The sequence below is a fragment of the Phytohabitans kaempferiae genome, from assembly GCF_042433955.1.
GTDB lineage: Bacteria > Actinomycetota > Actinomycetes > Mycobacteriales > Micromonosporaceae > Phytohabitans > Phytohabitans kaempferiae.
Genome location: NZ_JBHLUH010000039.1, coordinates 362777 through 385681, shown reverse-complemented (window position 1 = coordinate 385681; position 22905 = coordinate 362777). Strand labels below are relative to the sequence as shown.

General features: G+C 72.7%; 20 protein-coding genes. 8 read left to right on the top strand and 12 right to left on the bottom strand.

Annotated elements, in window-relative coordinates:
• Position 1 precedes the first annotated feature (1 nt).
• Together ACFFIA_RS20265 and ACFFIA_RS20260 are read left to right on the top strand one after the other, a co-directional pair.
• Entirely contained in the window at positions 2–1225 is a 1224-nt protein-coding gene (locus tag ACFFIA_RS20265) for an acetyl-CoA C-acyltransferase (RefSeq protein ID WP_377253079.1), read from the top strand.
• Between the two features lie 24 nt (positions 1226–1249).
• Complete coding sequence (locus tag ACFFIA_RS20260; protein ID WP_377253077.1) at positions 1250–2218, top strand: NADPH:quinone oxidoreductase family protein; 969 nt, start codon at positions 1250–1252, stop codon at positions 2216–2218.
• 73 nt (positions 2219–2291) lie between these two features.
• Here ACFFIA_RS20260 and ACFFIA_RS20255 read toward each other — a convergent pair whose 3' ends face one another.
• The 9 genes from ACFFIA_RS20255 to ACFFIA_RS20215 all read right to left on the bottom strand — a co-directional run bounded on the left by ACFFIA_RS20255 (position 2292) and on the right by ACFFIA_RS20215 (position 12832).
• A complete protein-coding gene (locus ACFFIA_RS20255; RefSeq protein WP_377253076.1) occupies positions 2292–3920 on the bottom strand; it encodes an AMP-binding protein in 1629 nt (542 codons plus the stop codon).
• Between the two features lie 47 nt (positions 3921–3967).
• Positions 3968–4504: a nuclear transport factor 2 family protein gene (locus tag ACFFIA_RS20250; protein ID WP_377253075.1), complete on the bottom strand. Its 537-nt coding sequence runs from the start codon at positions 4502–4504 to the stop codon at positions 3968–3970.
• Positions 4505–4559: 55 nt separating this feature from the next.
• The gene (locus ACFFIA_RS20245; RefSeq protein WP_377253074.1) at positions 4560–5525 is read right to left on the bottom strand and encodes an acyl-CoA dehydrogenase family protein; all 966 of its coding nucleotides are present in this window, start codon (positions 5523–5525) and stop codon (positions 4560–4562) included.
• 85 nt (positions 5526–5610) lie between these two features.
• Positions 5611–6810 (bottom strand): acyl-CoA dehydrogenase family protein, encoded by a 1200-nt coding sequence (locus ACFFIA_RS20240; protein ID WP_377253073.1) that lies wholly within the window; start codon positions 6808–6810, stop codon positions 5611–5613.
• 467 nt (positions 6811–7277) lie between these two features.
• On the bottom strand, positions 7278–8030 hold the full coding sequence (locus ACFFIA_RS20235; RefSeq protein ID WP_377253072.1) for a FadR/GntR family transcriptional regulator: 753 nt from the start codon (positions 8028–8030) through the stop codon (positions 7278–7280).
• Between the two features lie 87 nt (positions 8031–8117).
• The gene (locus tag ACFFIA_RS20230; protein WP_377253071.1) at positions 8118–8861 is read right to left on the bottom strand and encodes an ABC transporter ATP-binding protein; all 744 of its coding nucleotides are present in this window, start codon (positions 8859–8861) and stop codon (positions 8118–8120) included.
• Positions 8861–10693 (bottom strand): branched-chain amino acid ABC transporter ATP-binding protein/permease, encoded by a 1833-nt coding sequence (locus ACFFIA_RS20225; protein WP_377253070.1) that lies wholly within the window; start codon positions 10691–10693, stop codon positions 8861–8863. Before ACFFIA_RS20225 ends, ACFFIA_RS20230 begins: the two co-directional genes overlap by 1 nt.
• Before the next feature lie 2 nt (positions 10694–10695).
• Positions 10696–11562, bottom strand: coding sequence for a branched-chain amino acid ABC transporter permease (locus ACFFIA_RS20220; RefSeq protein WP_377253069.1), 867 nt, complete (start codon positions 11560–11562; stop codon positions 10696–10698).
• A gap of 115 nt (positions 11563–11677) precedes the next feature.
• A complete protein-coding gene (locus ACFFIA_RS20215) occupies positions 11678–12832 on the bottom strand; it encodes an acyl-CoA dehydrogenase family protein (protein ID WP_377253068.1) in 1155 nt (384 codons plus the stop codon).
• Positions 12833–13017: 185 nt separating this feature from the next.
• Between ACFFIA_RS20215 and ACFFIA_RS20210 the strand changes: the two genes are divergently transcribed.
• The 6 genes from ACFFIA_RS20210 (at position 13018) to ACFFIA_RS20185 (ending at position 19889) form a co-directional block, all read left to right on the top strand.
• Complete coding sequence (locus tag ACFFIA_RS20210) at positions 13018–14073, top strand: hypothetical protein (protein WP_377253067.1); 1056 nt, start codon at positions 13018–13020, stop codon at positions 14071–14073.
• Positions 14070–14873 carry an enoyl-CoA hydratase/isomerase family protein gene (locus tag ACFFIA_RS20205; protein WP_377253066.1) on the top strand — a complete coding sequence of 268 codons (804 nt, stop codon included), beginning with the start codon at positions 14070–14072 and terminating at the stop codon, positions 14871–14873. The genes ACFFIA_RS20210 and ACFFIA_RS20205 overlap by 4 nt, the downstream gene beginning before the upstream one ends.
• A gap of 119 nt (positions 14874–14992) precedes the next feature.
• Positions 14993–16198, top strand: a complete 1206-nt coding sequence (locus tag ACFFIA_RS20200; protein ID WP_377253065.1) for an ABC transporter substrate-binding protein — start codon at positions 14993–14995, stop codon at positions 16196–16198.
• A 125-nt stretch (positions 16199–16323) separates the two neighbouring features.
• On the top strand, positions 16324–17721 hold the full coding sequence (locus tag ACFFIA_RS20195) for an MFS transporter (RefSeq protein WP_377253064.1): 1398 nt from the start codon (positions 16324–16326) through the stop codon (positions 17719–17721).
• Between the two features lie 87 nt (positions 17722–17808).
• Positions 17809–18852, top strand: coding sequence for a DUF7064 domain-containing protein (locus ACFFIA_RS20190; RefSeq protein ID WP_377253063.1), 1044 nt, complete (start codon positions 17809–17811; stop codon positions 18850–18852).
• Positions 18849–19889, top strand: a complete 1041-nt coding sequence (locus ACFFIA_RS20185) for a phosphotransferase family protein (RefSeq protein WP_377253062.1) — start codon at positions 18849–18851, stop codon at positions 19887–19889. Before ACFFIA_RS20190 ends, ACFFIA_RS20185 begins: the two co-directional genes overlap by 4 nt.
• A gap of 16 nt (positions 19890–19905) precedes the next feature.
• On the opposite strand, the gene ACFFIA_RS20180 is transcribed toward ACFFIA_RS20185, so the two are convergent.
• The 3 genes from ACFFIA_RS20180 to ACFFIA_RS20170 are packed head-to-tail and all read right to left on the bottom strand — an operon-like array spanning position 19906 to position 22869.
• Positions 19906–21015 (bottom strand): CaiB/BaiF CoA transferase family protein, encoded by a 1110-nt coding sequence (locus tag ACFFIA_RS20180; protein WP_377253124.1) that lies wholly within the window; start codon positions 21013–21015, stop codon positions 19906–19908.
• Between the two features lie 19 nt (positions 21016–21034).
• Positions 21035–21817, bottom strand: a complete 783-nt coding sequence (locus ACFFIA_RS20175; protein WP_377253061.1) for an enoyl-CoA hydratase/isomerase family protein — start codon at positions 21815–21817, stop codon at positions 21035–21037.
• The gene (locus ACFFIA_RS20170; RefSeq protein WP_377253060.1) at positions 21814–22869 is read right to left on the bottom strand and encodes an LLM class flavin-dependent oxidoreductase; all 1056 of its coding nucleotides are present in this window, start codon (positions 22867–22869) and stop codon (positions 21814–21816) included. The genes ACFFIA_RS20175 and ACFFIA_RS20170 overlap by 4 nt, the downstream gene beginning before the upstream one ends.
• Positions 22870–22905 lie beyond the last annotated feature (36 nt).

Below are 22905 nucleotides of genomic sequence, written 5' to 3'. Positions count from 1 at the left end.
CGTGCGAGACGCAACGATCGTCGACGTCGTCCGGACCCCGCGCGGCAAGGGCAAGCCCGGCGGCGCCCTCTCCGGTGTCCATCCCCAGGAACTGCTCGCCGGCGTGCTGGTCGAGCTCCAGAAACGGGTCGGCTTCAACCCCGCCGACGTCGCCGACGTACTGACCGGCTGCGCCAACGCGGTCGGCGACCACGGCGACAACGTGGCCCGGCTCTCCGCCCTGGCGGCGGGCTGGCCGGCCACGGTGCCCGGCCTGACGATGAACCGGGCCTGCGGCTCGGGACAGCAGGCCCTCAACACGGCCGCCACGATGGTCGTCTCGCGCCAGGCCGACCTCGTGGTCGCCTCCGGCGTCGAGATGATGTCCCGCTATCCGGCCGCCACACGCCCCACACTCGACGGCGGAAACGAGCACCTGCGCGAGCTGTACCCCCTGATCCCCCAGGGGATCTCCGCCGACCTGATCGCCAGCCTCGGCGGCTTCAGCCGCGCCGACGTGGACGCGTACGCCGTCGAGTCGCAGCGGCGCGCCGCCGAGGCGATCCGGGAGGAGCGCTTCGCCGGCTCGATGGTCCCGGTCACCGGCCCCGGCGGCACCGTCCTGCTCGACCGCGAGGAGCTGCCCCGGGCCACCACGCTCGACGCGCTGGCCGCACTGAAACCCTCCTTCGAGCAGCTCGGGACCGTGGTTTTCGACGGCTACGACCGCGACTTCGACACGATGGCGCGGGAGACCTACCCGCAGCTCGACGGGATCGCACACGTACACCACGCGGGCAACTCCTCCGGGCTCGCCGACGGCGCCGCGGCCGTACTCGTCGCGCACGCGGAGGTCGCCCGCGAGCGCGGCTGGCGCGCCCGGGCACGCGTCGTGGCCACGGCGACCGCCGGCGCCGAGCCGGTCATCATGCTCACCGCTCCGGGGCCGGCCGCCGAGCTGTGCGTACGGCGGGCCGGAATGTCCATGAAGGACATCGACCTGTTCGAGGTCAACGAGGCGTTCGCCGCCGTCGTACTCCGCTTCGCCGCGGACACCGGGGTCGGGCTGGACCGCGTCAACGTCAACGGCGGCGCCATCGCCCTCGGCCATCCGATCGGCGCCAGCGGGCCCATCCTGCTCGCCACGCTGCTGGACGAGCTGGAGCGCCGCGACCTCACCACCGGACTCGTCACGATGTGCACCGGTGGCGGGATGGCCACCGCAACCATCGTCGAGCGGGTCTGACGGACGCGCCGGGGGCAGCAGGTGATGCGAGCAGCGCGGGTCGTCCGCCGCACCGGGCCGTCCGGCGTCGAGGTACGCCAGGTCCCGGTGCCCCGCCCCGCCGACGGCGAGGTGCTCGTGGAGGTGCGCGCCGCCGGCGTCACGTTCCCCGACCTCCTGCTGTCGCACGGCCGGTACCAGGAGACTCCCGACCTCCCCTTCGGGCTGGGCGGGGAGTTCGCGGGCGTGGTGTGCGAGGCGCCGCGCGGCGCGCCGTTCGCGGTGGGCGACCCGGTGGTGTGCTCCAGCGCGTTCCGCGGCTTCGCCGAGTTCGCCGCTGTGCCGGTCGGCCAGGTGCTGCCCCTCCCGGTCGACGTCGCGTTCCCGCACGCCGCGTGCCTGCCCTCCAACTACCTGACGATGACGTTCGGGCTGCTGCGCCGGGGACGGATGCGGCGGGGCGAGACCGTACTGGTGCACGGCGCCTCCGGCGGGCTCGGGATCGCCGCGATGCAACTGGCCACGGCGTTCGGCGGCCGGGTCATCGCGGTGACCTCGGCCCCGCTGGAGCGGATCCTGGCATCGGTCGGGTACGCGCCGGATCACGTCGTACCCGAGGACGGCTTTCCCGAGGCGGTCGCGGAGCTGACCGGCGGGCGCGGCGTGGACATCGTGGTGGACCCGGTGGGCAACGACCGGCTGGAGCGTTCGCTGCGCTGCCTCGCACCGTTCGGCCGCGCGCTCGTACTGGGCTTCGCCGGGGGCGAGATCCCCACGCTGAGCACCGACCGGCTCTTCCCACTCGACGTCGACATCGTGGGCGTCGGCTGGGGCGCGTTCCTCGCGTCCGAGCCGGACCAGATGCGGGCCGAGTGGGAGCGGCTGCTGCCACTTGTCGAGTGTGGAGTCGCCCGCCCGCCGATCGACCGGCTGATGCCGCTGGAGGAGGCCGCCGAGGCGCTCGCCCTCCTGGAGAGCCGGTCGGCCCGCGGTCGCCTCGTCCTGACACCGTGACACCGGCCTGCGGTCGCCGCACGCTGATTCGGTGAGGGCGGCGCCGGCACGCGACCGTGCCGGCGCCGCCTCCTCATGCCACCGGCTGCTGCCGCCGCGACTCGGCCAGTGCCCGAGCGCTCGGGTAGTCGGCCTTTCCGTTGGGGGCGCGGGGCACGACGTCGACGAAGACGACATCCTTCGGCGCCTTGTATCCGGCCAGCCGCTGCTTCACATGGCGGATCAGCTCCGCCGCCGGCGGCTCCTCGCCCGGTTCGACGCTGACGACCGCGACCACGGCCTGGCCCCACTCCGGATCGGGTACGCCGACGACCAGGACGTCGGTCACCGCCTCGTGGTCGAGGATGACGCCCTCGACCTCCTCGGTGAAGATCTTCTCGCCGCCGGAGGTGATGCAGAGCGAGTCCCGGCCCATCAGCTGGATCGTCCCGTCGGCGTGCACGATGCCGTGGTCACCGGGCACCGACGTCCGCACGCCGTTGATCTCACGGAAGGTCCGCGCCGACTTCTCCGGGTCCTTGTAGTAGCCCAGCGGCAGCCGGTTGCGGACCACCAGCTTGCCGATCACCTCGGAGCCGGCGGTGACCGGCTCGTCGTTCTCGTCCAGGACCCACACGTTGGGGCCGGGCGAGAAGCGGCCCGTCTCCGGGATGTTGTCCTTGGTGGCGAGCGACCAGCCCATGCCGAAGCCCTCCGACGACGAGAAGCCGTCGAGGATCGCCGCCTCCGGCCAGTGCTCCAGCAGTGCCCGCTTGCTCTGCTCGCCCAGCATCCCGCCAGAGGTGAGGACGTTGCGGACGGTGGTGCTGCGCCAGCGCTCCGGCTCGGCCGCCAGCGCGTCCACGATCCGCTTGGCGAAGACCTCGCCGCTGATCGCGAGGCTGGCGACCTGGTGGCGGTCGATGTCGTCGAGCAGCTCGCGCGCGTCGAACCCGGGCGCGGTCATCGAGATGACGCAGCCGCCGCCGTGCATGGCCATCGTCGCGCCGAAGTATCCGGTGCCGTGCATGTACGGGCTGCCGGAGATGTGCGCCTGGCCCGGCCCGCCGAGGTCGCGACGGATGCCGGCGACCCCGTCCTCGAGGTTGTACTTGACCGTCGAGACGTCGTTGACCTGCTGGAGCATGTCGACCGCGCGCCACATCACGCCCTTGGGCATGCCGGTGGTGCCGCCCGTGTAGAGCAGGAAGAGGTCGTCGCCGCCCCGGCCCCACGGCGACCGGACCCGTTCACTCGACGCGGCGGCCGCCGTCTCGTACGGGATCGCCCACTCCGGGCAGCTCTCCGTGCCGTCGTCGACGTGTATCCACTGGCGGATGCGCGGGAGCCGGCCACGCAGCGCGCCGACCGTCTGCGTGAACGACCCGTGGAAGACCACCGCGGTGACGTCGGCGTCCTCCCACAGGTACCGCAGCTCCTCGTCCCGGTACCGGTAGTTCGAGTTGATCGCGGGAATCCCGATCTTGAAGGCGGCGTGCGACACCTCCAGGTACTCGGGGCTGTTTCGCAGGTACTGCGCCACGCGGTCGTCCCGGCCGGCGGAGCCGTCGAGCAGGGTCCGCGCGATGCCGTCCGCGCGCCTGTCGAAGTCGGCCCAGGTGAAGGTCCGCTCACCGTGGATCTGCGCGGGGGCGTCCGGCAGCTCCTCCGCGATGGTCTCCCACACGGTGGCCAGGTTCCAGTCAAACTCCGATGCACTCATGGGCGTGCCTTTCGTGCTCGTCGACGGCGGTGCCCCCGCCGACATCGCTATCCGAAGAACTCGTATGACGTATCCGTGGTGCCGCGCCGGCCGCCGACGTAGCCGGCCCGCTCGGTCGTCCGCTCCCAGTCGGGGCCGGAGAGGTCTTCGCGGGTCCAGTCGGAGACCACGACCCGCCGCAGGATCCCCCACCGCCCGTCGCGCCGCTCCAGCACGTCGAGGTAGCGGCCGGAGATGATGCCGAGCGCCGGATGCCCGTCGTCGGCGTGCGGATGGAAGGCGAGGAAGTACACCTCCGCGCGGGCGCGGTCGCCGTCGAGCTGGACGACCATGTTGGTGATGTGGTGGTTTCCGACGTGGTCCCACACCTTCTTGGCGCCGTCGACGACGACCTGGGCGAACTCGACGCCCGGACCGTCGAACGGCCCGTGGTGGTCCGTGCCGCCCTCCGCGTACACCGACTGGATCAGTTCCAGGTCGGCGCGGTCCACACCACGCGCGTACCGGTAGAGCAGCTGGCGGATCTCCTCGTGGTCGCGCAGCGCGCGGACCTCCTGGCGCAGGGCTTCGATCTCGGAGTCCACAGCCTCACCCGCCCGCTACTCGACGACGAATTTAACTTACCAACTGGTTGGTCGGTTACGACACCCCGGCGCGAGGCGGGACGTCGAAGGTACCGGTGAAACCGTGCTGGTTGACCGCGTCGAGCAGCAGGCTCGCCGACCGGGTCAGCGGGGTCGGGCGCAGCAGGGTCGGGGTCAGGTGGCGGTCGATCACGGCCAGGTCGTGCTCCTCGCAGAGACCGACGGCGCCGAGCACCTGGTGTGCGTTGCGCAGCACGGTCACGGCGGCCTCCTGCATGCCCACCCGCAACGCGAGCGCGTCGGACCCGGTCGCCCGGCCGCGGCGCACCAGGAACCACGTGTACGTCGCCAGCTCCTCCGCGCCGTCGGCGGCCACCGCCATGTCGGCCAGCCGCCACCGGATCTCCCCGAACCGGCCGATCGCCTTGCCGAACTGGCGGCGCGTGGTCGCGTACCGCGCCGCGTGCCCGGTCGCCGCGGCGAGCGCGCCGGCGACCCAGAATCCATCCAGGACGAACGACATGAGCGCCGCCCGCTCCGGCAGCCGTCCGCTCGCCGGCGGGCCGAGCGTGACCGCCATGCCGAACGGGTCGAGCGGCGCGCGCCGGGGCCCGGAGACGGTGAGCGCGTGGGATTCGGGCTCACCGCCGAGCCGCACCGCCACCGCGCGCCGGAAGAGGTCGGCGTGTTCGAGATGCGTCACCGTGCCGTCGACCACGTAGCAGGCGTCCACCTCGCCACGCAGCTCGCCGGGGACGGAGAGGGCGCGGGCCAGCGGCCACGGCGCGACGACCTCGCCACAGGCGCGTACGGCCAGCGCCGCGGCGGCCGACTCCTCCTCCGCGCCGAACGGGTCGAGGTCCAGCACGCCCACCCCGGCGAGTGCCGGTGCCACGACCTCGCTCCGCACCTGGAGCTTCTCCTCCGCCGACCGGGCCAGCTCGACCCCGCCGAGGTCCGCCAGGACGCCGCGTACGGTCCGCTGGAGGTCGACCGCCTCGTCCGGCCACGCCCGCTTCACGCTGTCTCCCGCTTCGCTCGCTCGCGCACTGGCTCGCTCACTGTGTCTCCTGGTTCGCTCGTGCGGCGCCGAGCGACGTCTTCCCTCACTGGGCCTCCTCGCTCATCAGTGACCGGGCGACCAGGAGGCGCTGGATCTCGATGGTCCCGGACGCGATCGTCGCGGACCTGGCGTACCGGTACACGTCCTCCGCGTGCCCCAGGATCCCGTCGCCCGGCGTGGGCGCGATGCCCGCCGGGCCGAGGACGTCCAACGCGAGGTCGGCGACCTCCTGGTCGAGCTGGATGGAAGCGATCCGCGCCCCTGAGGCGACCCGGTCGGTCAGCCGGCCCGCCTCGCGCAGGGCGATCGCGCGGTAGTTCAGCAGGCGGGCGGTGCGCGCGTGCACCAGCGCCCGGACGAAGTTGACGCCGGCTCCGCCCGCCGAGGTCGCCGCGACCTCGCCCAGCTCGGCCAGCACGCGCTCGTCCCGCGCGTAGCGGGGGATGCCGATCCGCTCGTGCCCCAGCACGTACTTGATCACCTGCCAGCCCTCGTCGACCTCGCCCAGCACGTCGGCGGCGGTGACCCGCACGTCGTCGAAGAAGACCTCGTTGAGGTGGTGCGGACCCATCATCGACGCGATGGGGCGCACGCTCACGCCGGCGCGCTCCATCGGCAGCAGGAAGATGGTGATGCCATGGTTTTTGGAGTCCGCGTCGCGCGTGGTGCGCGCGGCCAGGAAACACCAGTCGGCGATCGTAGCGTACGAGGTCCAGATCTTCTGCCCGCGCAGTGTCCAACCGTCACCGTCGGGGGTCGCCGGCAGCGAGAGCGCGCCGAGGTCACTGCCCGCTTCGGGCTCGCTGAAGCCCTGGCACCAGACGGCCTCTCCCTTGCCGATGCGGGGCAGGTGCGTCGCGCGCTGCTCCTCGGTGCCGAAGGCCATGATGGTCGGGCCGACCCAGCTCAGCCCCATGTACTGCGGACCGCGCGGCTCCAGGTGCGCCCACATCTCCTCGCGGACGACCGCCTGCTCCCACAGCGTCGCGCCGGCACCGCCGTACTCGGGCGGCCAGTCGATCGTCAGCAGGCCCTCCTCGGCCAGCCGGTCGAGCACCTGCCGGCTGATACCCCTCACTCGCGGATCGTCGGAGAATGATCCCGACCAGTCGGCTGGGAGGAGCTCCGCAAGCATCTCTCGGAGCCGGGCCCGTAACGCGTCCGCCCGCTCGCCGAGATCCAGATCCACGTCAGACTCCCCCTGCCTGGAGACACACTCCGTTCGAGGACATGAGTCTATCATCTAGATGATTTAACACCAGATGCCGACGGGAAGAGGATTCGCCTCCACCGGCCACGAAAGCACACGCCCCGGGAGGCACACACCATTTAAATGTTTGGTGATTCTCCGCCGCGCGCGCGGAGCCCCCGCGGAGCACGCAGCGCCCACGGAGAAAGCAGCGCCCACGCGCAGGCACGCGCGGCGCGCGAACAAGCGGCGCGAGCACACGGCGCGCGAGCACACGGCGCGGAAGCGCCCAGCCCAAGCGCGGGCACGCGCGGCGCGCGGGCACACAGCACGGGAGCGCCCAGCGCGGGAGCGCCCAGCGCGGGAGCGCCCAGCGCGGGAGCGCCCAGCGCGGGAGCGCCCAGCGCGGGAGCGCCCAGCGCGGGAGCGCCCAGCGCGGGAGCGCCCAGCACGGGAGCGCCCAGCACGGGAGCGCCCAGCACGGGAGCGCCCAGCACGGGAGCGCGGCGGAGCGACGAAGGTCAGCTCAGCCGCGACTGGCGACGGCTCCCGTAGTCGTCGAGCACTCGCACCTGCCCGCCGGCCCCGAGGACGACCTGCGAGGTCGCCTTGAGGTGCCCCCGCGTGAGCCGGACCGCCTCCGCCGCGTCACCGTTTTCGATCGCCTCGCTGATCCGGGCGTGCGCGCGCAGCACCTCGCGGCGCAGGTTGACCGCCGGGTACTGCCCCTCGTCGACGGCCGACTTCGCCCAGGTGAGCTCCTGCGTGTCCCAGATGCTCTCGATGACGCCGACGAGGAGCTGAAGCGTCTGGTTGCCGGCCGCGTTCACCAGCTCCTGGTGGAAGTCGGCCGCCAGCTCGGTGAAGGCGACCCCGTCTTCGAGGTAGCCTTCCGCCTCCGCGGTGAGCGCGGCGAGCTTGCGACCGATCCGGCGGTGGTCACGGCGCCGGGCCGCCTGCTCGGCCGAGAGCGGCTCGACGAGGTTACGGGCGCTGGCGAGGTCTTCGAGCGAGGTGTGCCGCGCGTGCAGCAGCAGCCCGACGTGGTACGCGGCGCTGTCCGGCGTGGGGTGCTTGATGATCGTCCCGCCCCGCTTGCCGCGCCGCACGGTGAGCAGGCCCTCGGTCTCCAGGATGCGGAACGCCTCCCGCAGGCTGGGCCGGCTGACCGGGAACTGCTCGAGCAGCACTGCCTCGGGCGGCAGCTCCGAGCCGTCGACGAGGTCGCCGTCGAGGATCCGGGTCCGCAGCTGCGACGCCACCGCCTCCGCCACGCTCCGCGTGTTGAGCCGTGGAGCACTCGGCGCCGGACGCCGCTCCCTGCCCGCACTCACCATCGACCGTCCCCCGTCTCCCTCTGTTCACAAGGACGAGTAGATGCTAGTCGCCACGTTCTCGACCGAGAGGTTGGCCGCCCGGTCGTGTAGTACGACGCGTCCCCGGTCCAGCACGACCACGTCCTCCGCGATGCCGCCGAGCACGTCGTCGACCAGCTGCTCCACGAGCAGGATGGCGAGCCCTTCGTCGCGCAGCCCGGACAGCGCCTCGAACACCAGGTCGACGAAGACCGGGGCCAGCCCGGACGACGGCTCGTCCACCAGCAGGACCCGCGGCCTGGTGGCCAGCGCGGTGGCGATGGCCAGCATCTGCTGCTGCCCGCCGGAGAGGTCGGCCGCGCGCTGCCGCCGCCGCTCGCCGAGGATGGGGAAGCGCTCGTAGAGCCGCTCCAGCTCGCGCTCGCGCTCGGCCCGCTTCACGCCGCCGCCGCGCAGCCCGAGCACGAGGTTGTCCCGGACGGTCAGCTCGCGGAAGACGCGCTTGCCCTCCTGCACGACGGTGAGCCCGCGGGACACGCGGGTCCACGCCGGCATCCCGGTGATGTCCTCGCCATCCAGGACGACCGTGCCGGCCCGCATCGGGAGCAGCCCGCAGAGCCCGTTGATCAACGTGGTCTTCCCGGCGCCGTTGCGGCCGACGAGCGCGGTGATGGAGCCGGCGCGCAGTTGCAGCGACACCTCCCACACGGCGACGAGGTCGCCGTAGCCGACCCGGACGTCGGTCACGTCCAGCAGCGACGCGGTGGCCGCCTCGTGCTTGCCGGTCATCAGGACACCCCCGACTCGGACGAGAGGTCGGCCAGCTCCTCGGCCGCCTGGCCGCGCCGACCAAGATAACTGTCGATGACCCGCTGGTCGCGGCGGACCACCTCCGGCGGCCCGGAGGCGATGACCCGGCCCAGCTCCATCGCGAAGATCTGGTCGGCCACGTCCATGACGAACGGGACGTTGTGCTCGACGAGGACGACCGTGCCACCGGCTTCCCGGGTCCGCCGCATCAGCATCTCCAGCTCCCGCAGGCCGTCGTCGTCCAGGCCGGCGGCGGGCTCGTCCAGCAGCAGTACGTGCGGCATGCCGGCGACCGCGCGCACGACCTCCAACAGCCGGCGCGTCCCCAGCGGGAGCGACCCGGCCGGCTGGTGGGCCAGGTGCCCGAGGCCGGCGAACGAGAGCGCGGCCAGCGCCGCCTCCCGGTCCGCCCGCCGGACCCGGTAGTACGTGGGCAGCCGGAGGATGGCGGTGAGCAGCCCCACCTTGCCGTACCGGAGCCGGCCCGACTCGACCACCTCGAGCACGGTCATCCGGGGCGGGATCAGCGGCGTCTGGAAGGTCCGCCCCACCCCGAGCCGGCTCACCTCGTGCGCGGGCAGCCCGCTGATCTGCTTCCCGGCGAGGGAGACGCTGCCCTCGTCGGCGCGGAGCACTCCGGAGACCAGGTTGAGCAGGGTCGTCTTGCCGGCGCCGTTGGCCCCGATGATCGCCGTGATGGTGCCCGGCTGCACCGTGAGGTCGACCCCGTTGAGCGCCTTGAGCCCGGCGAACGCCTTGACCAGCCCGGCGACCTCCAGCCGCTCCCCCGGTATCGACAGGTCGGCCGGCGCGGCCTCGCTCCCGGCGCCCTCGGTGGCGGCCCGCTCCAGCCGCCGGGCGAGCAGGCGGCGCCGTGCGATCCGGGCCAGCCCCGCCAGCCCCATCGAGAACACCACACCGACGAAGATCAGGAACGCGCCGTACACCGCCGTCGAGTACTTCTGGAACGAAGCCGCCTGGAGCGGGCCGAGCACCAGGAGCGCGGCGCCCACCGGCGCGCCCCACACGCTGTCCGCGCCTCCGAGCACGGTCGCCGCGAGCAGCGCGATGAGCAGGCTCAGCGTGAACGCCGTGGGGCTGATGAAGCCGGTCATGTACGTGAAGAGGACGCCGGCGATGCCCGCGGGGAGTGCGCCGATCACGTACGCCTGGACCCGCAGCAGGTAGACCGACCCGCCCAGCGACTCGGCCAGCGTGGGGCTCTCCGCCATGACCCGCAGGTACGAGCCGAAGCGGGAGACCACCATGTTGCGCAGCACCATCATCCACAGCAGCGTGACGCCGACCGCGACGAGGTAGAAGTCCTTGCCGAAGAGCGGGCGCCCGAAGAGCGTCGGGCCGAGCACGCCCGGCAGCCCGGCGCTGCCGCCGGTGTAGTCGTCCAGGATGGCGACCAGGCTCGGGATGAGCAGTACGAAGAAGAACGAGACGAGCGCCAGGGACCAGTGGCTCAGCCGCAGCCCCGGTACGCCGGAGACGAGTCCCGCGATGCCGGCGAGCACGGTCGCGACCGCGAAGGCGAGGAGGATGTCGGTGTGCCCGTGGTTGAACAGGATCGCCGCGACGTAGGCACCGGAGGCGAAGACCGCTACCTGGCCGAGGGCCAGCTCCCCCGCGTATCCGAAGCTGAGGTTGAGGCCGCTGCACAGCAACGTGTAGACGGCGATCAGCATGACTTGCCGCTGCCAGTAGAAGTCGAGCCCGAGGTACGGCAGCGCGGCCACGATCACGAAGCCGACGAAGACGAACAGCGGGGTGTCCAGCAGTACCGAACGCAATCTGAGTGTCATCGTCACACCGCCCGTACGCCACGCTTGCCGAGCAAGCCGCTGGGTTTCAACAACAACACGGCAAGCAGCACGGCGAAGAGCAGCACCGGCGGGTACTCGACACCGAGGTAGCGGCTGCCGTAGGCCTGGATCAGGCCGATCACCATGCCGCCGACGACGCAGCCGAGGAAGTTGCCGAAGCCGCCCACCGCGAGGGCCACGAAGCCGAAGATGGTGACGCTGACCGCGATTCCCACGCTCGCCCCGGTCTTCGGGGCGACGAGCGGGCCGAGCAGCCCGGCGAGCGCGCCGGCCAGGGCGAAGCCGCCGGTGCGGAGCGCGCCGACGTTGATGCCTCTGGTCTTGGCCGCGTCCGGGTCGCTCGTCGCGCCGCGGGCGGCCAGGCCCCAGAGGCTGCGCCGGGAGAACACGTGCATGCCGATTCCGATGGCCACGGCGGCCACGATCAGCCAGATGTCGACCGGCGACATCCGGCCGCCGAAGAGGGTGAAGGGATCCGTGCCGGCGAAGAACTCGACCGACTTGGGCGTGGCGCCCCAGGTCGCGGCGAGCACGCCTTCGATGACGACGAAAGCGCCGACGGTCGTCACCAGCAACGCCCGGGTATCCGTGCGCCGGACGACCGGACGCACCGCGACGAGTTCCTCGAACGCCGCGATCGACGCGCCGAGGGCCGCGCCGAGGAGGGCCGCGGACCACCACGGCCAGCCCAGGTCGACCATGACGAACCAGGAGAAGAAAGCACTGAGAACGACGAACGCCCCATGCGCGAAGTTGAAGACTCCGCCGAACGTCATCGTGATGTTGTAACCGATCGCGGTCAGCGCGTAGACCGCGCCGACCGATAGCCCAGCCCAGACAATCGTCACGACAGCCCCTACGCAAGTCCTGGCACGGCTCGGAAGCCGTGCTGTCCGCCGACCCTATGACGTAACAGATCAGAAATCAACTAAATGATTTGAACGACGACCACCGTTGGCGGGGTCAGTACGAGCGGGGCAGGCCCAGCGTGTGCTGCGCGACGTAGTTCAGCACCATCTCCCGGCTCACCGGCGCCGACCGCATCAGTCGCGTGAGCCCCCACAGGTCGCCGATGCCGTACTCCGACGCGAACGCGTTGCCGCCGTGCACCTGCACCGTCTGGTCGAAGGCGAACAGCGCGGCGTCGGCGGCGGCGAACTTCGCGACCGCGGCGGCCTCGCCCACGCCGTCGATGCCGCGGTCGAAGAGCCAGGCCGCCTTGTACGTCATCAGGCGGGCCAGCTCCAGCTGGATCTTCGCCTCGGCGAGTGGATGGGCCACGCCCTGGTGCGTACCGATGGGCACGCCCCAGACCGCGCGCTCCCCGGCGTAGGCGACGGCCTTGCCGAGGAAGTACCTGCCGAGCCCGACCGCCTGGGCGGCGACGTTGACCCGCTCGGGGTTGAGGCCGGAGAAGATCTGCCGCAGCCCTTGGTCCGCCACGCCGCCGATCAACCGGTCGGCCGGCACCACCACGTCGTCGAAGAAGACGGTGAACTGGCGGTCCGGCGCCTTGATCTCCATCGGGATCGGCTGGCAGTGGAGGCCGGGCGTGTCGGTGTCCACGACGAAGAGGGTCAGCACTCCCCGGCCGCGCCGATCGGTGCCGGTGCGCGTGACGACGAGGACGGCGTCCGCCACGTCCATCCCGGTGATGTACTGCTTCGCGCCCTTGATGACCCACTGGTCGCCGTCGCGCGCGGCCGAGGTGGAGATGTTGGGCGCGTTCGAGCCGGCGCCGGACTCGGTGACCGCGAAGGCCATCTTCGCCCGCCCGGCGGCCAGCGACGGCAGCCACCGCTCCCGCTGCTCCGGCGTGCCGAACTCGTCGATGATCGGGCCGCACATCCCGGCCACGATCAGGAAGAGCAGGGGGCAGCCGTGGGCGGCCAGTTCCTCGATGACGATGGCCATCTCCAGGATGCCGCCGCCCCCGCCGCCGTACTCCTCGGGCAGGTTCACGCCGCCGAATCCGTTGTCGAAGATCGCCGACCACAGCTCGTCGGTGAACCGCCCCTCGGCCGCGCACCGGGCGAAGTAGTCGTGGCCGTGGGCCGCGCCGATCGCGCTCACCGCGGCACGCAGTGCGAGATGCTCGCTCGACTCACTGAAGTCCATCTCGCACTCCTTAACCGACCAGTGGGTTGACTACATGGTGAGGACGAGTACAACAGAGCCACGCCCGCACGACAAGGCGTTCACGGCCATAGGGTCGGCGACATCGAGACAGGTAGCCAACCATCTGGTCGACTTGGTAGCCTCGCTCCCCTGAGCGACCCTCCCAGCCGGATCGAGGCGAAGCTATGCATGGTGTCCGAGCGTTCCGGCCGGTGACGCCGGCGGAGATGGCCTGGCAGACCGACCTGGGCGTCGGCGACCCCGACTACGTCGAGCTGTGGTGGTTCGACGCGGCCCTCGACAACGGCTGGCAGGTGGGCATCGGCCTGTACCGGTCGCGCCCGTACGACGGCGGGCGCCCGGCCATCACGGTCAACCTGCTCCGCCCCGGCCACGAGTACCTGGAGGCGCACGCCGCCTTCGCCCCCGAGGAGTTCGAGGCGCTCCCCTTCGGCGGCCGTTGGGGCGCCGACAACGAGCTGGTCGGCGAGGTCTCGCCGGCGGGAGACCCGGTCTCGTTCCGGCTCCGCCTGGCGGTCGGCGGGCTGCGGTTGCGGCTGGACGGCGCCGTGGTCTGCTCGGGGGTCAAGTTCACCACCGCCTCCCCCGGCTTCACCCACTACCGCGCGGAGACCGGCACCGCCGTGGGCTGGTGGCCGGTGGCGCCGCGCGCGGACGTCTCCGGCTCGGTCACGGTGGACGGCGAGACGGTCGACGTGAGCGGGCGGGTACACGCCGAGAAGCAGCTCTCCTCGCTGCCGCTGGCCGGCGCGAGCCGGCGCCGGTCCGCACAGTCGGTCTGGACCTGGGGGCACTTCACGTGCGGCGAGTACACCGGCGTCTGGACCGACTCGGCCGCCTCGGAGCAGCTCGGCTTCCGGCACTTCACGCCGTTCATGCTTTACCACGGCGGCGAGCCGGTCCTCAGCACGTTCGCCTTCGCCTCGTACGTGGAGCGCTTCCGCGTCGAGCCGGCGACCGGCCTGCCCCGGCCGGAGGTCGTCACGCTCAAGGCGGCGGAGGGCGACCGGGAGTTCTTCGCGCGGCTCACCGACGGCCGGGTCAGCGACCAGTTCGAGCTCAACGGCGAGGCCGGCGCGTACTACTGCCGCCAGGTCGGCACCATCCACGCCGAGCTGTACCACTGGGGGCGCGCCACGCGGCTTACCGGCGAGGTCGTGCACGAGTGGGGCACGCAGGCCGGCAACTTCCCGTTCGCGGCCGGCGGCGCGCCGACATGAGCGCGGTACGGGTCTCCGAGCCTCGGCCCTCGGTACGGCGGATCGAGCTGCACCGGCCGCGGCACCTCAACGCGGTCAACGACGAGCTGGCCCTGGGGCTGCACGACGCCCTCACCGAGGTGGAAAGCGACCCGCGCTGCCGGGTCGTGGTGATCACCGGTGCCGGCCGGGGCTTCAGCGCGGGCCTGGACCTCAACGGCTACGGCGACGCGCCCGGCACCGCCGAGATGGGCCAGGTCTACCGGGACCTCGCCTTCCAGCGCCTCGTGGCGACGCTCGTCCAGCGCGTGCACCGGCTCCCGAAGCCGGTGGTCGCACAGGTCAACGGCCCGGCCGCGGGCTTCGGCCTGGCGCTGGTGTGTGCCGCGGACATCCGCGTGGCCGCGTCGACGGCCGTGTTCGCGACCTCGTTCATCCGGGTCGGCGCCAGCGGCTGCGACCTCGGCGTGAGCTGGCTCCTGCCGCGCCTGGTGGGCGCCGGGCGGGCGCACGAGCTGATGCTCACCGGGCGCCGGTTCGACGCCGCCGAGGCGCTGCGGATCGGGCTGCTCGCCGACGCCGTCGAGCCGGAACACCTGGGGTCCAGAGTGGACGACGTGGTGACCGGCCTGCTCGCCGCCGCGCCGATGTCGCTGGAGCTGACCAAGCAGGGCATGTGGCTCGGGCTGGAGCTGCCGTCCCTCGACGCGGCCATCGAGCTGGAGAACCGGCAGCAGGTGTTGAGCGCGCGCACGGCGGACAGCCGCGAGGCCCGGGAGGCATTCCGGACGCGTCGACAGCCGTCTTTCGAGTACGAGTAATCGGCCCCCCACCTGGCCCTCGTAACATGCTTGTGACCTTGACGACACGCGACACCGGCGGCTAGGGTCCGGTTCTAATCATCTAAACGAAATGAATGATTTGGATTGGGGCTGGGGTCATGGGATCCAAGCGGGCCGCGTTCGTGGCGGCGCTCGCGGTGTCTGTACTGGCGGTCAGCTCGTGTGGAGGAGACTCCGGTTCGGGCTCCAACGGCTCGTCGGGATCGTCCGACGGGCCGATGAAGATCCACGCGTTGGTGGCACTCAGCGGCCCCATCGCCGTCGTGGGCGCGGCCATGCAGCAGGGCATGGATGTCGCGGTCCAGCTCGTCAACGAGAGCGGCGGCGTGCTGGGCAAACCCCTTGAAATCAACTACATCGACAACGCGGGCAGCGCGGACCAGTCGGCCGCCAAGCTCCAGGAGCTGCTGAGCGCGGGCAAGCCGCACGCGGTGATCCCCGGCAGCGCCTCGGAGATCCCGGCCGGCATCCCGATCCTCGCCCAGGCCGGCGTCTTCACCTCGCAGCACTTCACCTCGGCGACGTTCAACGACCCGAAGAAGTACCCGCTGGCGTTCGGCAACGCGCACACCATCCCCGACTACGTCGGCAGCCTGGTCGACGAGGCGAAGAAGCGCGGCTACAGGAGCATCGGCATCCTCGACATCGACGACGCGTCGGGCGAGGCGTTCGAGGCGGTGGCCAAGCCGGCGTTCGGCGAGGCCGGCATCTCGGTGACCTTCGCCCAGGTGCCGCCGGAGTCGATCGACGCCACGCCCCAGCTCCAGCAGGTCCTCGCCGGCAACCCGGACGCGCTGGTCTTCGCCGGCTACAGCCCCGCCGCCGGCGCGATGGCCAAGGCCCGTACGAAGCTCGGCGTCAAGGTGCCGACCCTGGGCGCGCAGACCTTCTCCGCCAACAACCTCGCCGACCTGGCCGCCGAGAGCGACTACGACGGCATCGTCTTCCAGCAGCTCGCGACGAGCGTCAAGGGAACGCCGCAGACGGAGAGCGAGGCGTTCAAGAAGTTCTACGACGCGGTACTGGCGAAGGCCGGCGGCGACCTGCCCTTCCCGATCAACACCTACCTGGTCGCGTACCACGACGTGATCCTGGCGGCCAGCGCGGCCAACCTCGCCGGCAGCCTCGACCCGGAGCAGATGGCGAAGGCGCTGGAGGGCGCCAAGCCGGCGGACATGCCGCTCTACGTCAACCCGGTGACCTTCTCCGCCGACAGCCACTTCTCCACCTTCGGTCCCGAGGACTTCGTCTTCACCGCCTACGGACCGGTCGAGAAGGGGCTGAGCGTCCCGCCGCCCGCCTGACGGCCAGGGCCACGAGGGAACACGCGCTGGGCACCCCGCGACGGGTGCCCAGCGCTTTTCGCCGGCCGGGTGGGCCGGCGAGCGACGAGGAACCGGCAAGCACGAGGGAATGGCGGAAACGTCCGATGACTCGGGTCCCATCCCGCACCACCGCGACGTTCTGCGTGCTGGTCGTCGCCGCCACCGTCTTCGCGCTGCTCCAGGCGATGGTGATTCCCGTACTCCCGAGGATCGAACGCGCGCTCGACACCGACCCGCGCAGCGTCACCTGGGTCGTGAGCGCCTACCTGCTCTCCGCGGCCATCGCGACCCCCATCGTCGGGCGGCTGGGCGACGCGATCGGCAAGAAGCCCATGCTGGTGACCGCCCTCGCGCTGCTGTCGGCCGGTTCGCTCGGCGCGGCGTTCGCCCCGGACATCCGCCTGATGACCGCGGCACGCGTACTCCAGGGGGTCGGCGGCGCGGTGATGCCGCTCGCCTTCGGCATCGTGCGCGAGGAGTTCCCGGGCGAGCGCGTGCCCTTCGCGATCGGCGTACTCGCGGCCATCGGCGGGATCGGGGCGAGCGTCGGCCTGGTGCTCGCCGGTCCCATCGTCGACCTGTGGGGCTACCGCTGGCTGTTCCTGCTGCCGGCGCTGGTGACCGCGGCCACCGCCGTCGCCGCCGTGCTCGTCGTACGGCCCTCCACGACCCGCGCCGCCCCGATCTCCTGGGCGCCCGCGCCGTTCCTCGCCGGGGCGCTGGCGACGTTCGTGCTCGCCACCACCAACGCTTCCGCCTGGGGCTGGACGAGCGGCCGGACGCTCGGCCTCTACGCCCTCGCCGTGGCGCTGGGCGCGTGCTGGTACCGGCTCGAATCGCGGGCCCACCATCCCCTCATCGACCTGCGGATGATGGCGATCCCGGCGGTCCGCTCCGGCAACGCGGTGTCGTTCCTGCTCGGCTTCGCGATGTTCGCCGTCTACGCGTTCGTACCCCAGATCCTCCAGGCGCCCGCCTCCACCGGGTACGGCGTGGGGGCGAGCGTCACCGAGTCGGGGCTGCTGATGCTGCCGCTGGCGAGCGCGGTCTTCCTCGGCGGCGTGGCCACGGCGCGGCTGGTACGGCGGGCCGGCCCGCGGCCGGTGGTGGCGGCGGCGAGCGTGGTCATCGCCGCCTGCCTCGCCGCCGTCGCCTGGCGGTACGCCACCGCCTGGCAGCTCGTGGCCGTCCTCGCGGTCTACGGCGTCGCGCTCGGCGTCTCGCTCGCCGCGCTGGCCACGCTTGTCGTCGTCTCGGTGCCGGCATCCCAGTCCGCGGTGGCCGGGGCGGTCAACTTCAACGCCCGCAACCTCGGCGGTGCGGTGGGGACCGCCGTCATGGCGACGGTCGTCACCGCCGAACTGGGCGTCGGCGGCCTCCCCCTCGGGTCCGGTTACACGGCGGGGTTCGTCCTGCTCGCGCTCTCGATGGCGGCCGCCACGGCGCTGGCCGTCGCCATCCCGCGCCCGGCCCGCGCGCCGGAGGCCGGCGCCACACCTTGACCCGAACGGACGGGCGCAACTACGTTTAACCATACAGTTGGTTGGTAACGTCGCGCGGTGCGGCTCCGGCCCGCCAGAGGAGATACCATGTCGATGTTCGCCGAAACGATCGCCCCCGAGCACGAGTATCGGCACGTCCCCGACGATCAGCCGGCATACAACGAAAGCACGTACTACAGCTTCCTGTGCCCGGAGGCCGGCGTCGTCGGCTGGCTGCGCGTGGCTGTCCAACCCAACCAACCGGCTGGCCAAGCCGGCGTCCTGGTGTTCCTGCCGGACGGGGAGACGCTGTTCAGCTACGAGCGGACCACCGAGGTCTCCGCCGACAAGCTGGCGGTCGGCGGCCTCTCCTTCGAGATTCTCGAACCGCACCGGCGGCAGCGGCTCTCCTACGACGGGCCGCTCGCGTCCTTCGCCGACCCGCGCGTGCTGGCCGCGCCCGGCCAGGCTTTCCGGGAGGCGGCGAAGCGGGAGACGCGGATCCGGCTCGACGTCACCGGAAACGGCGCGTCGTTCGGCACCAACGGCGAGTCGCCGGACAACATCCTGGAGGACTCGCTGGCGATCGGCCACTACGAGCAGTTCATCCTCGTCGAGGGCGACCTGACGGTCGACGGCCGGCACCTGCGGGTCCGCGGCGGCGGCCTGCGGGACCACTCGTGGGGCCCCCGCGACTGGGCGGGCCCGCTCTCGTACCGGTGGATCACCGCCGCGTTCGACGACGGCTCGGCCATCATGACGCTGGACGTCTCCCGCCGGGACGGCGTACGGACCCGCCGCGCCGCCGCCGTGGAGGGCGGCGCCTGCGCGCAGGCCGAGCTGACCGACCTGTCGGTGGAGTGGACCGAAGACGGCTTCTGCCGCCGGGCCGTGTGCGAGGTCGACACCGCCCGCGGCCCGGTGACCCTGACCGGCACCGCCCGGCGGCCGGAGCGGTTCGCGCCGCTGCGACACCGCCGTCGCGCCGAGGACGGCACCGAGCTGGTGACCCGGATCGGCTACTCGGCGTACGAGTTCGTCACCAGTGACGGGCGGCGTGGCCTGGGCGTGGTGGAGATGCTCGACCAGTTGGTCGACGGCCGGCCGGTCGGGATGCCGGCCGCCGGCAGCCGTCCGGGCGCCCCGGCGTGACCGCCACCACCGCGACGCCGCTCGACGCGGCGGTACCCCCGGCGGTCGCCGACTGGCTCGCCCGCGGGCTGCCCGAGTCCGAGCCGCCGTTCACCGCCGAGCGGATCGCCGGCGGCTACAGCATGCTCACCTACCGCGTCACCGACCGGTCCGGCAACGCGTGGGTCCTGCGCCACCAGCCGGCGGGACGCCACGAGGGCGGCGCCCACGACACCGGCCGCGAGGCGCGGGCGATGTCCGCGCTGCACGGCACGCCCGTACCGGTGCCCCGGGTCCGCATGGTCGGCACCGCCGCGGACCCGCTCGGGCTGGCCTGCCACGTCACGGACTTCGTCGACGGCCACGTGCTGGCGGACGACGGCGTGGCGACCCGGCTGCTCGACCCGCCGGCGCTGCGCCACGCCTCGCTGGAGAGCGCGCGCACGCTGGCCGCCCTGCACACCGTGGACCCGGACGAGGTCGGCCTCGGCGATCTGGGGCCGCGCGGCGCGTACCTCCAGCGCCAGCTCCACCGCTGGCGCTCGGTGATCGCACGGGCCGCCACCGGCGAGGCCGCGCCCCAGGCCGAGCGGCTCGCGCGGATCGCCGACGAGCTGGAACGGCGGATGCCGCGCGACGACCGCAGCCGCGTCGTCCACGGCGACTACCGGCTCGGCAACGCGATCGTCGGCCCGGACGGCGGTATCCGCGCGGTGCTGGACTGGGAACTCGTCACGCTCGGCGAGCCGCTGGCCGACCTGGGCCTGCTGGCCGCGTTCTGGGACCCGCCGGCCGAGGCGATGCTCGGCGTACGGCCGGCGACCGCCGCCCCGGGCGCCGCGAGCCTGGACGAGGCGCTCGACCGGTACGCCGAGCTGACCGGCGCCGACCTGGACGACTTCGACTTCCACTACCGCATGGCGTGCTGGCGCGTGGCCGGCACGGCGCTGCGCGGGCTCAGCCGGTACCGCTCGGGCGTGATGAACGCCGACTTCGACACCTCGCGCTTCGTCCGGGCCTGCGACGCCTGGATCGAGCGGGCACGCGCGCCACGGTGATGCGCCGCCGGCCGGATCAGCGCCGGCCGGCGGACCACTCCTCGGCGATCGCCGCCGCCTCGTACACGGTGTCGTCGATGTCCCGCACGGGGGCCTCGTAGCCGGAGAACCGGGGCGCCGGTGCCGCCTGCGGCATGCCGCCGTGCGGTACGACCGTGCCCCGGGCCGCGAGGTGGGGATGGCGCGCCGCCTCGGCGAACGAGAGCACCGGCGTGACGCAGGCGTCGGTGCCGGCGAACACCTCGGTCCACTCGTCCCGGGTACGGGCCGCGAAGACCTCGGCGAAGCGGGCCTTAACCGCCGGCCACGAGGCCCGGTCCAGCTGGTCGGGCAGCTCGTCGGCGCGCAGGTCGAGGCCGGCGAGGAGCGCGGCGTAGAACTTCGGCTCGATCGCGCCGACGGCGACGTACCGGCCGTCGGCACAGGCGTACGTGTCGTAGAAGGGCGCCGCGCCGTCGAGGATGTTCCGCTCGCGCTCGTCGGACCACGCGCCGGCGTGCAGCAGCCCCCACACCATCTGGGCCAGCGTCGAGACACCGTCGACCATGGCGGCGTCGACGACCCGGCCCGCACCGGTACGCCCGGCGTCCCACACCGCGGCGAGTATCCCGACGACGAGCAACATCGACCCGCCGCCGAAGTCGCCGAGCAGGTTCAGCGGGGGCACCGGCCGCTCCCCCGCGCGGCCGATCGCGTGCAGCGCCCCGGTCAGCCCGATGTAGTTGATGTCGTGCCCCGCGCTTCGCGCGAGCGGCCCGTCCTGCCCCCAGCCGGTCATCCGGGCATACACCAGCCGGGGGTTGACGGCCTGGCACCGCGCCGGGCCGACGCCGAGCCGTTCGGTGACACCGGGCCGGAAGCCCTCGACCAGCACGTCCGCCTCAGCCACCAGGCGCAGCACCGCCGCGCGGCCGGCCGGGTCCTTGAGGTCGGCCGCCACGTTGCGCCGCCCGCGCAGCAGCGGGTCCGGAGCCCGCGGCCCACCGAGTGCCAGCGACCCGCCCGGGCGCGGTATCCGTACGACGTCGGCGCCGAGGTCGGCGAGGATCATCGCCGCGTGCGGCCCCGGCCCGATGCTCGCCAGCTCGACCACGCGCAGCCCGGTGAGCGGCCCCCGGCCCGTCATCTCCGCCCCCACCAGCCGTTCACTCCCCGACGAACTCGGGGGTCGTGCGGCTGGCGAACGCGGCGAGTCCAATGTGGGCGTCCTTCGAGGTCATGTGCTCCAGCGCGAGCAGCCGCTCGATCTCCAGGCCGCCGGTCAGGCTCCCGGCCATGCCGAGCCGCACCGCGCGCTTGACCCGCGCGGTGACCACCGGGCTGCGCTGGGCGAGCACACCGGCCATCGCGCGGGCGTGGTCGAGCACCTCGGCCGCCGGCCGGACCGCGTTGACCAGCCCGGCGGCCAGGGCCTCCGCCGGGTCGATGGTGGCGCCGCTGCACATGAGCCACTTGGCCCGGCGCTCGCCGATGATCCGGGGCAGCCGCTGGGAGCCGCCGCCGCTGGGAAACAGCCCGTAGTTGGCGTGCTGGTCGCCGAGGCGCGCGTCGTCGGCCACGACCACGAAGTCGCATGCCTGCATCAGCTCGAACCCACCGGCGAAGGCGACACCGTGCACCGCCGCGACCGACGGCAGCGGGGAGTCCGCGAGGTGCCCGAAGACTTGGTTCCAGTACTCCAGGTGGTCGGCGAGGCGGCCGGCGTTGCCGACCTTGTCGTCGACCGCGCCGAGGTCCGCGCCGGCACAGAACGCCCGCCCCTCGCCCCGGACGATCAGCACGCGGACCTCCCGGTCCGCCTCCGCGGCCGTGAGCGCCTCGTCGAGGTGCCGCAGCGTCTCGTGGTCGATCGCGTTGAGCTTCTCCGGCCGGTCCAGGACCAGCTCCGCGATCCGGCCGCGCCGGTCCAGGCGTACCCGCTCGGTCATCGTCCACTCCCTCCACGCAGTTCCGGCAGCACGTCCTCGGCCAGCGTCCGCAGGACCCGCTCGCGCAGATCCGGGTCGGCGGCGATCTGCAGGATGACCGTCCCGGCTCCCCCGTCGGCGAACTCCCGGATCCGCCGCACGACCTGGCCCGGCGAACCGAGGAACAGGTAGCGGTCGGCCAGCGGCGCGAAGTCCTGCCGGTAGGTGGCGCTGACCATCGCGATGCCCGTACGCCGCGCCCAGGCCGCGTCCCGGTCGGCGCAGACGAGGGCGAACAGGGCGCCACCGACCCGCGCCGCGTCCCGCCCGTACTCCCCGGCCGCCGCGCGGACCCGGTGCAGGCCCGCCTGGAACATCTCCGGCGTCACCATGTACGGCAGCCACGTGTCGGCGTACCGGCCGGCCCGCCGGATCGCGCCGTCGCCGCGCCCACCGAGCCAGATCGGCGGGCCGCCCGGCCGCACCGGCGGCGGGTCGAGCACGACGTCGCGCAACGAGGTGAACCGCCCCTCGTACCGCACGCGCTCGCCGCTGAAGAGCAGGCGCAGTACGCGCAGCCCTTCCTCCAGGCGCCGGAAGCGCTCGGCCGGGTCGACCCCCGCGGCGGCGAACTCGTCCGGCGCCTCGCCGCCCGCGCCGACCCCCAGCTCGAACCGCCCGTCCGAGACCTGGTCGAGCGTCGCCGCCAGCTTGGCGACCAGGGGGGCCGGATAGAGCGGCAGCAGGTTGACCGTGCTGACGAGCCGGATCCGCGTGGTCACGCCGGCCGCGGCGGCGAGCTGGACGAAGGGGTTCGGCGCGACCTGGAAGAACAGGTGCTCGCCGCAGGCCAGGTAGTCGAAGCCCAGCTCCTCGGCCCGCCGGGCGTCGGCCACGGCCGTACGGGCGGCGGCGACCGCCAGCCCTAGGGCCTGTATCGAAGTGGGGGCCGGAGCGAGGCGAGGTCCAGACGTCGGCTGGGGCCGCGCAGGGCGCGGCAGGCTACCGGTGTTGTAACCGGTCGTGTCCGGCGTGGTCCCGGCCGGCGTCTGGGCCCGCCGCAGCCTGGTCATCCACTTCGATACAGGCCCTGGCCGCAGAGGTGGCGG

Excerpts from the sequence above, each read along its gene's own strand:
- ACFFIA_RS20255 (WP_377253076.1), bottom strand. The coding sequence starts at position 3,920 with ATGAGTGCATCGGAGTTTGACTGGAACCTGGCCACCGTGTGGGAGACC.
- ACFFIA_RS20240 (WP_377253073.1), bottom strand. The coding sequence starts at position 6,810 with ATGATAGACTCATGTCCTCGAACGGAGTGTGTCTCCAGGCAGGGGGAG.
- ACFFIA_RS20195 (WP_377253064.1), top strand. The coding sequence starts at position 16,324 with ATGACTCGGGTCCCATCCCGCACCACCGCGACGTTCTGCGTGCTGGTC.
- ACFFIA_RS20210 (WP_377253067.1), top strand. The coding sequence starts at position 13,018 with ATGCATGGTGTCCGAGCGTTCCGGCCGGTGACGCCGGCGGAGATGGCC.
- ACFFIA_RS20170 (WP_377253060.1), bottom strand. The coding sequence starts at position 22,869 with ATGACCAGGCTGCGGCGGGCCCAGACGCCGGCCGGGACCACGCCGGAC.
- ACFFIA_RS20215 (WP_377253068.1), bottom strand. The coding sequence starts at position 12,832 with ATGGACTTCAGTGAGTCGAGCGAGCATCTCGCACTGCGTGCCGCGGTG.
- ACFFIA_RS20180 (WP_377253124.1), bottom strand. The coding sequence starts at position 21,015 with ATGACGGGCCGGGGGCCGCTCACCGGGCTGCGCGTGGTCGAGCTGGCG.
- ACFFIA_RS20230 (WP_377253071.1), bottom strand. The coding sequence starts at position 8,861 with ATGACCGGCAAGCACGAGGCGGCCACCGCGTCGCTGCTGGACGTGACC.
- ACFFIA_RS20175 (WP_377253061.1), bottom strand. The coding sequence starts at position 21,817 with ATGACCGAGCGGGTACGCCTGGACCGGCGCGGCCGGATCGCGGAGCTG.
- ACFFIA_RS20205 (WP_377253066.1), top strand. The coding sequence starts at position 14,070 with ATGAGCGCGGTACGGGTCTCCGAGCCTCGGCCCTCGGTACGGCGGATC.
- ACFFIA_RS20225 (WP_377253070.1), bottom strand. The coding sequence starts at position 10,693 with ATGACACTCAGATTGCGTTCGGTACTGCTGGACACCCCGCTGTTCGTC.
- ACFFIA_RS20190 (WP_377253063.1), top strand. The coding sequence starts at position 17,809 with ATGTCGATGTTCGCCGAAACGATCGCCCCCGAGCACGAGTATCGGCAC.
- ACFFIA_RS20260 (WP_377253077.1), top strand. The coding sequence starts at position 1,250 with ATGCGAGCAGCGCGGGTCGTCCGCCGCACCGGGCCGTCCGGCGTCGAG.
- ACFFIA_RS20200 (WP_377253065.1), top strand. The coding sequence starts at position 14,993 with ATGGGATCCAAGCGGGCCGCGTTCGTGGCGGCGCTCGCGGTGTCTGTA.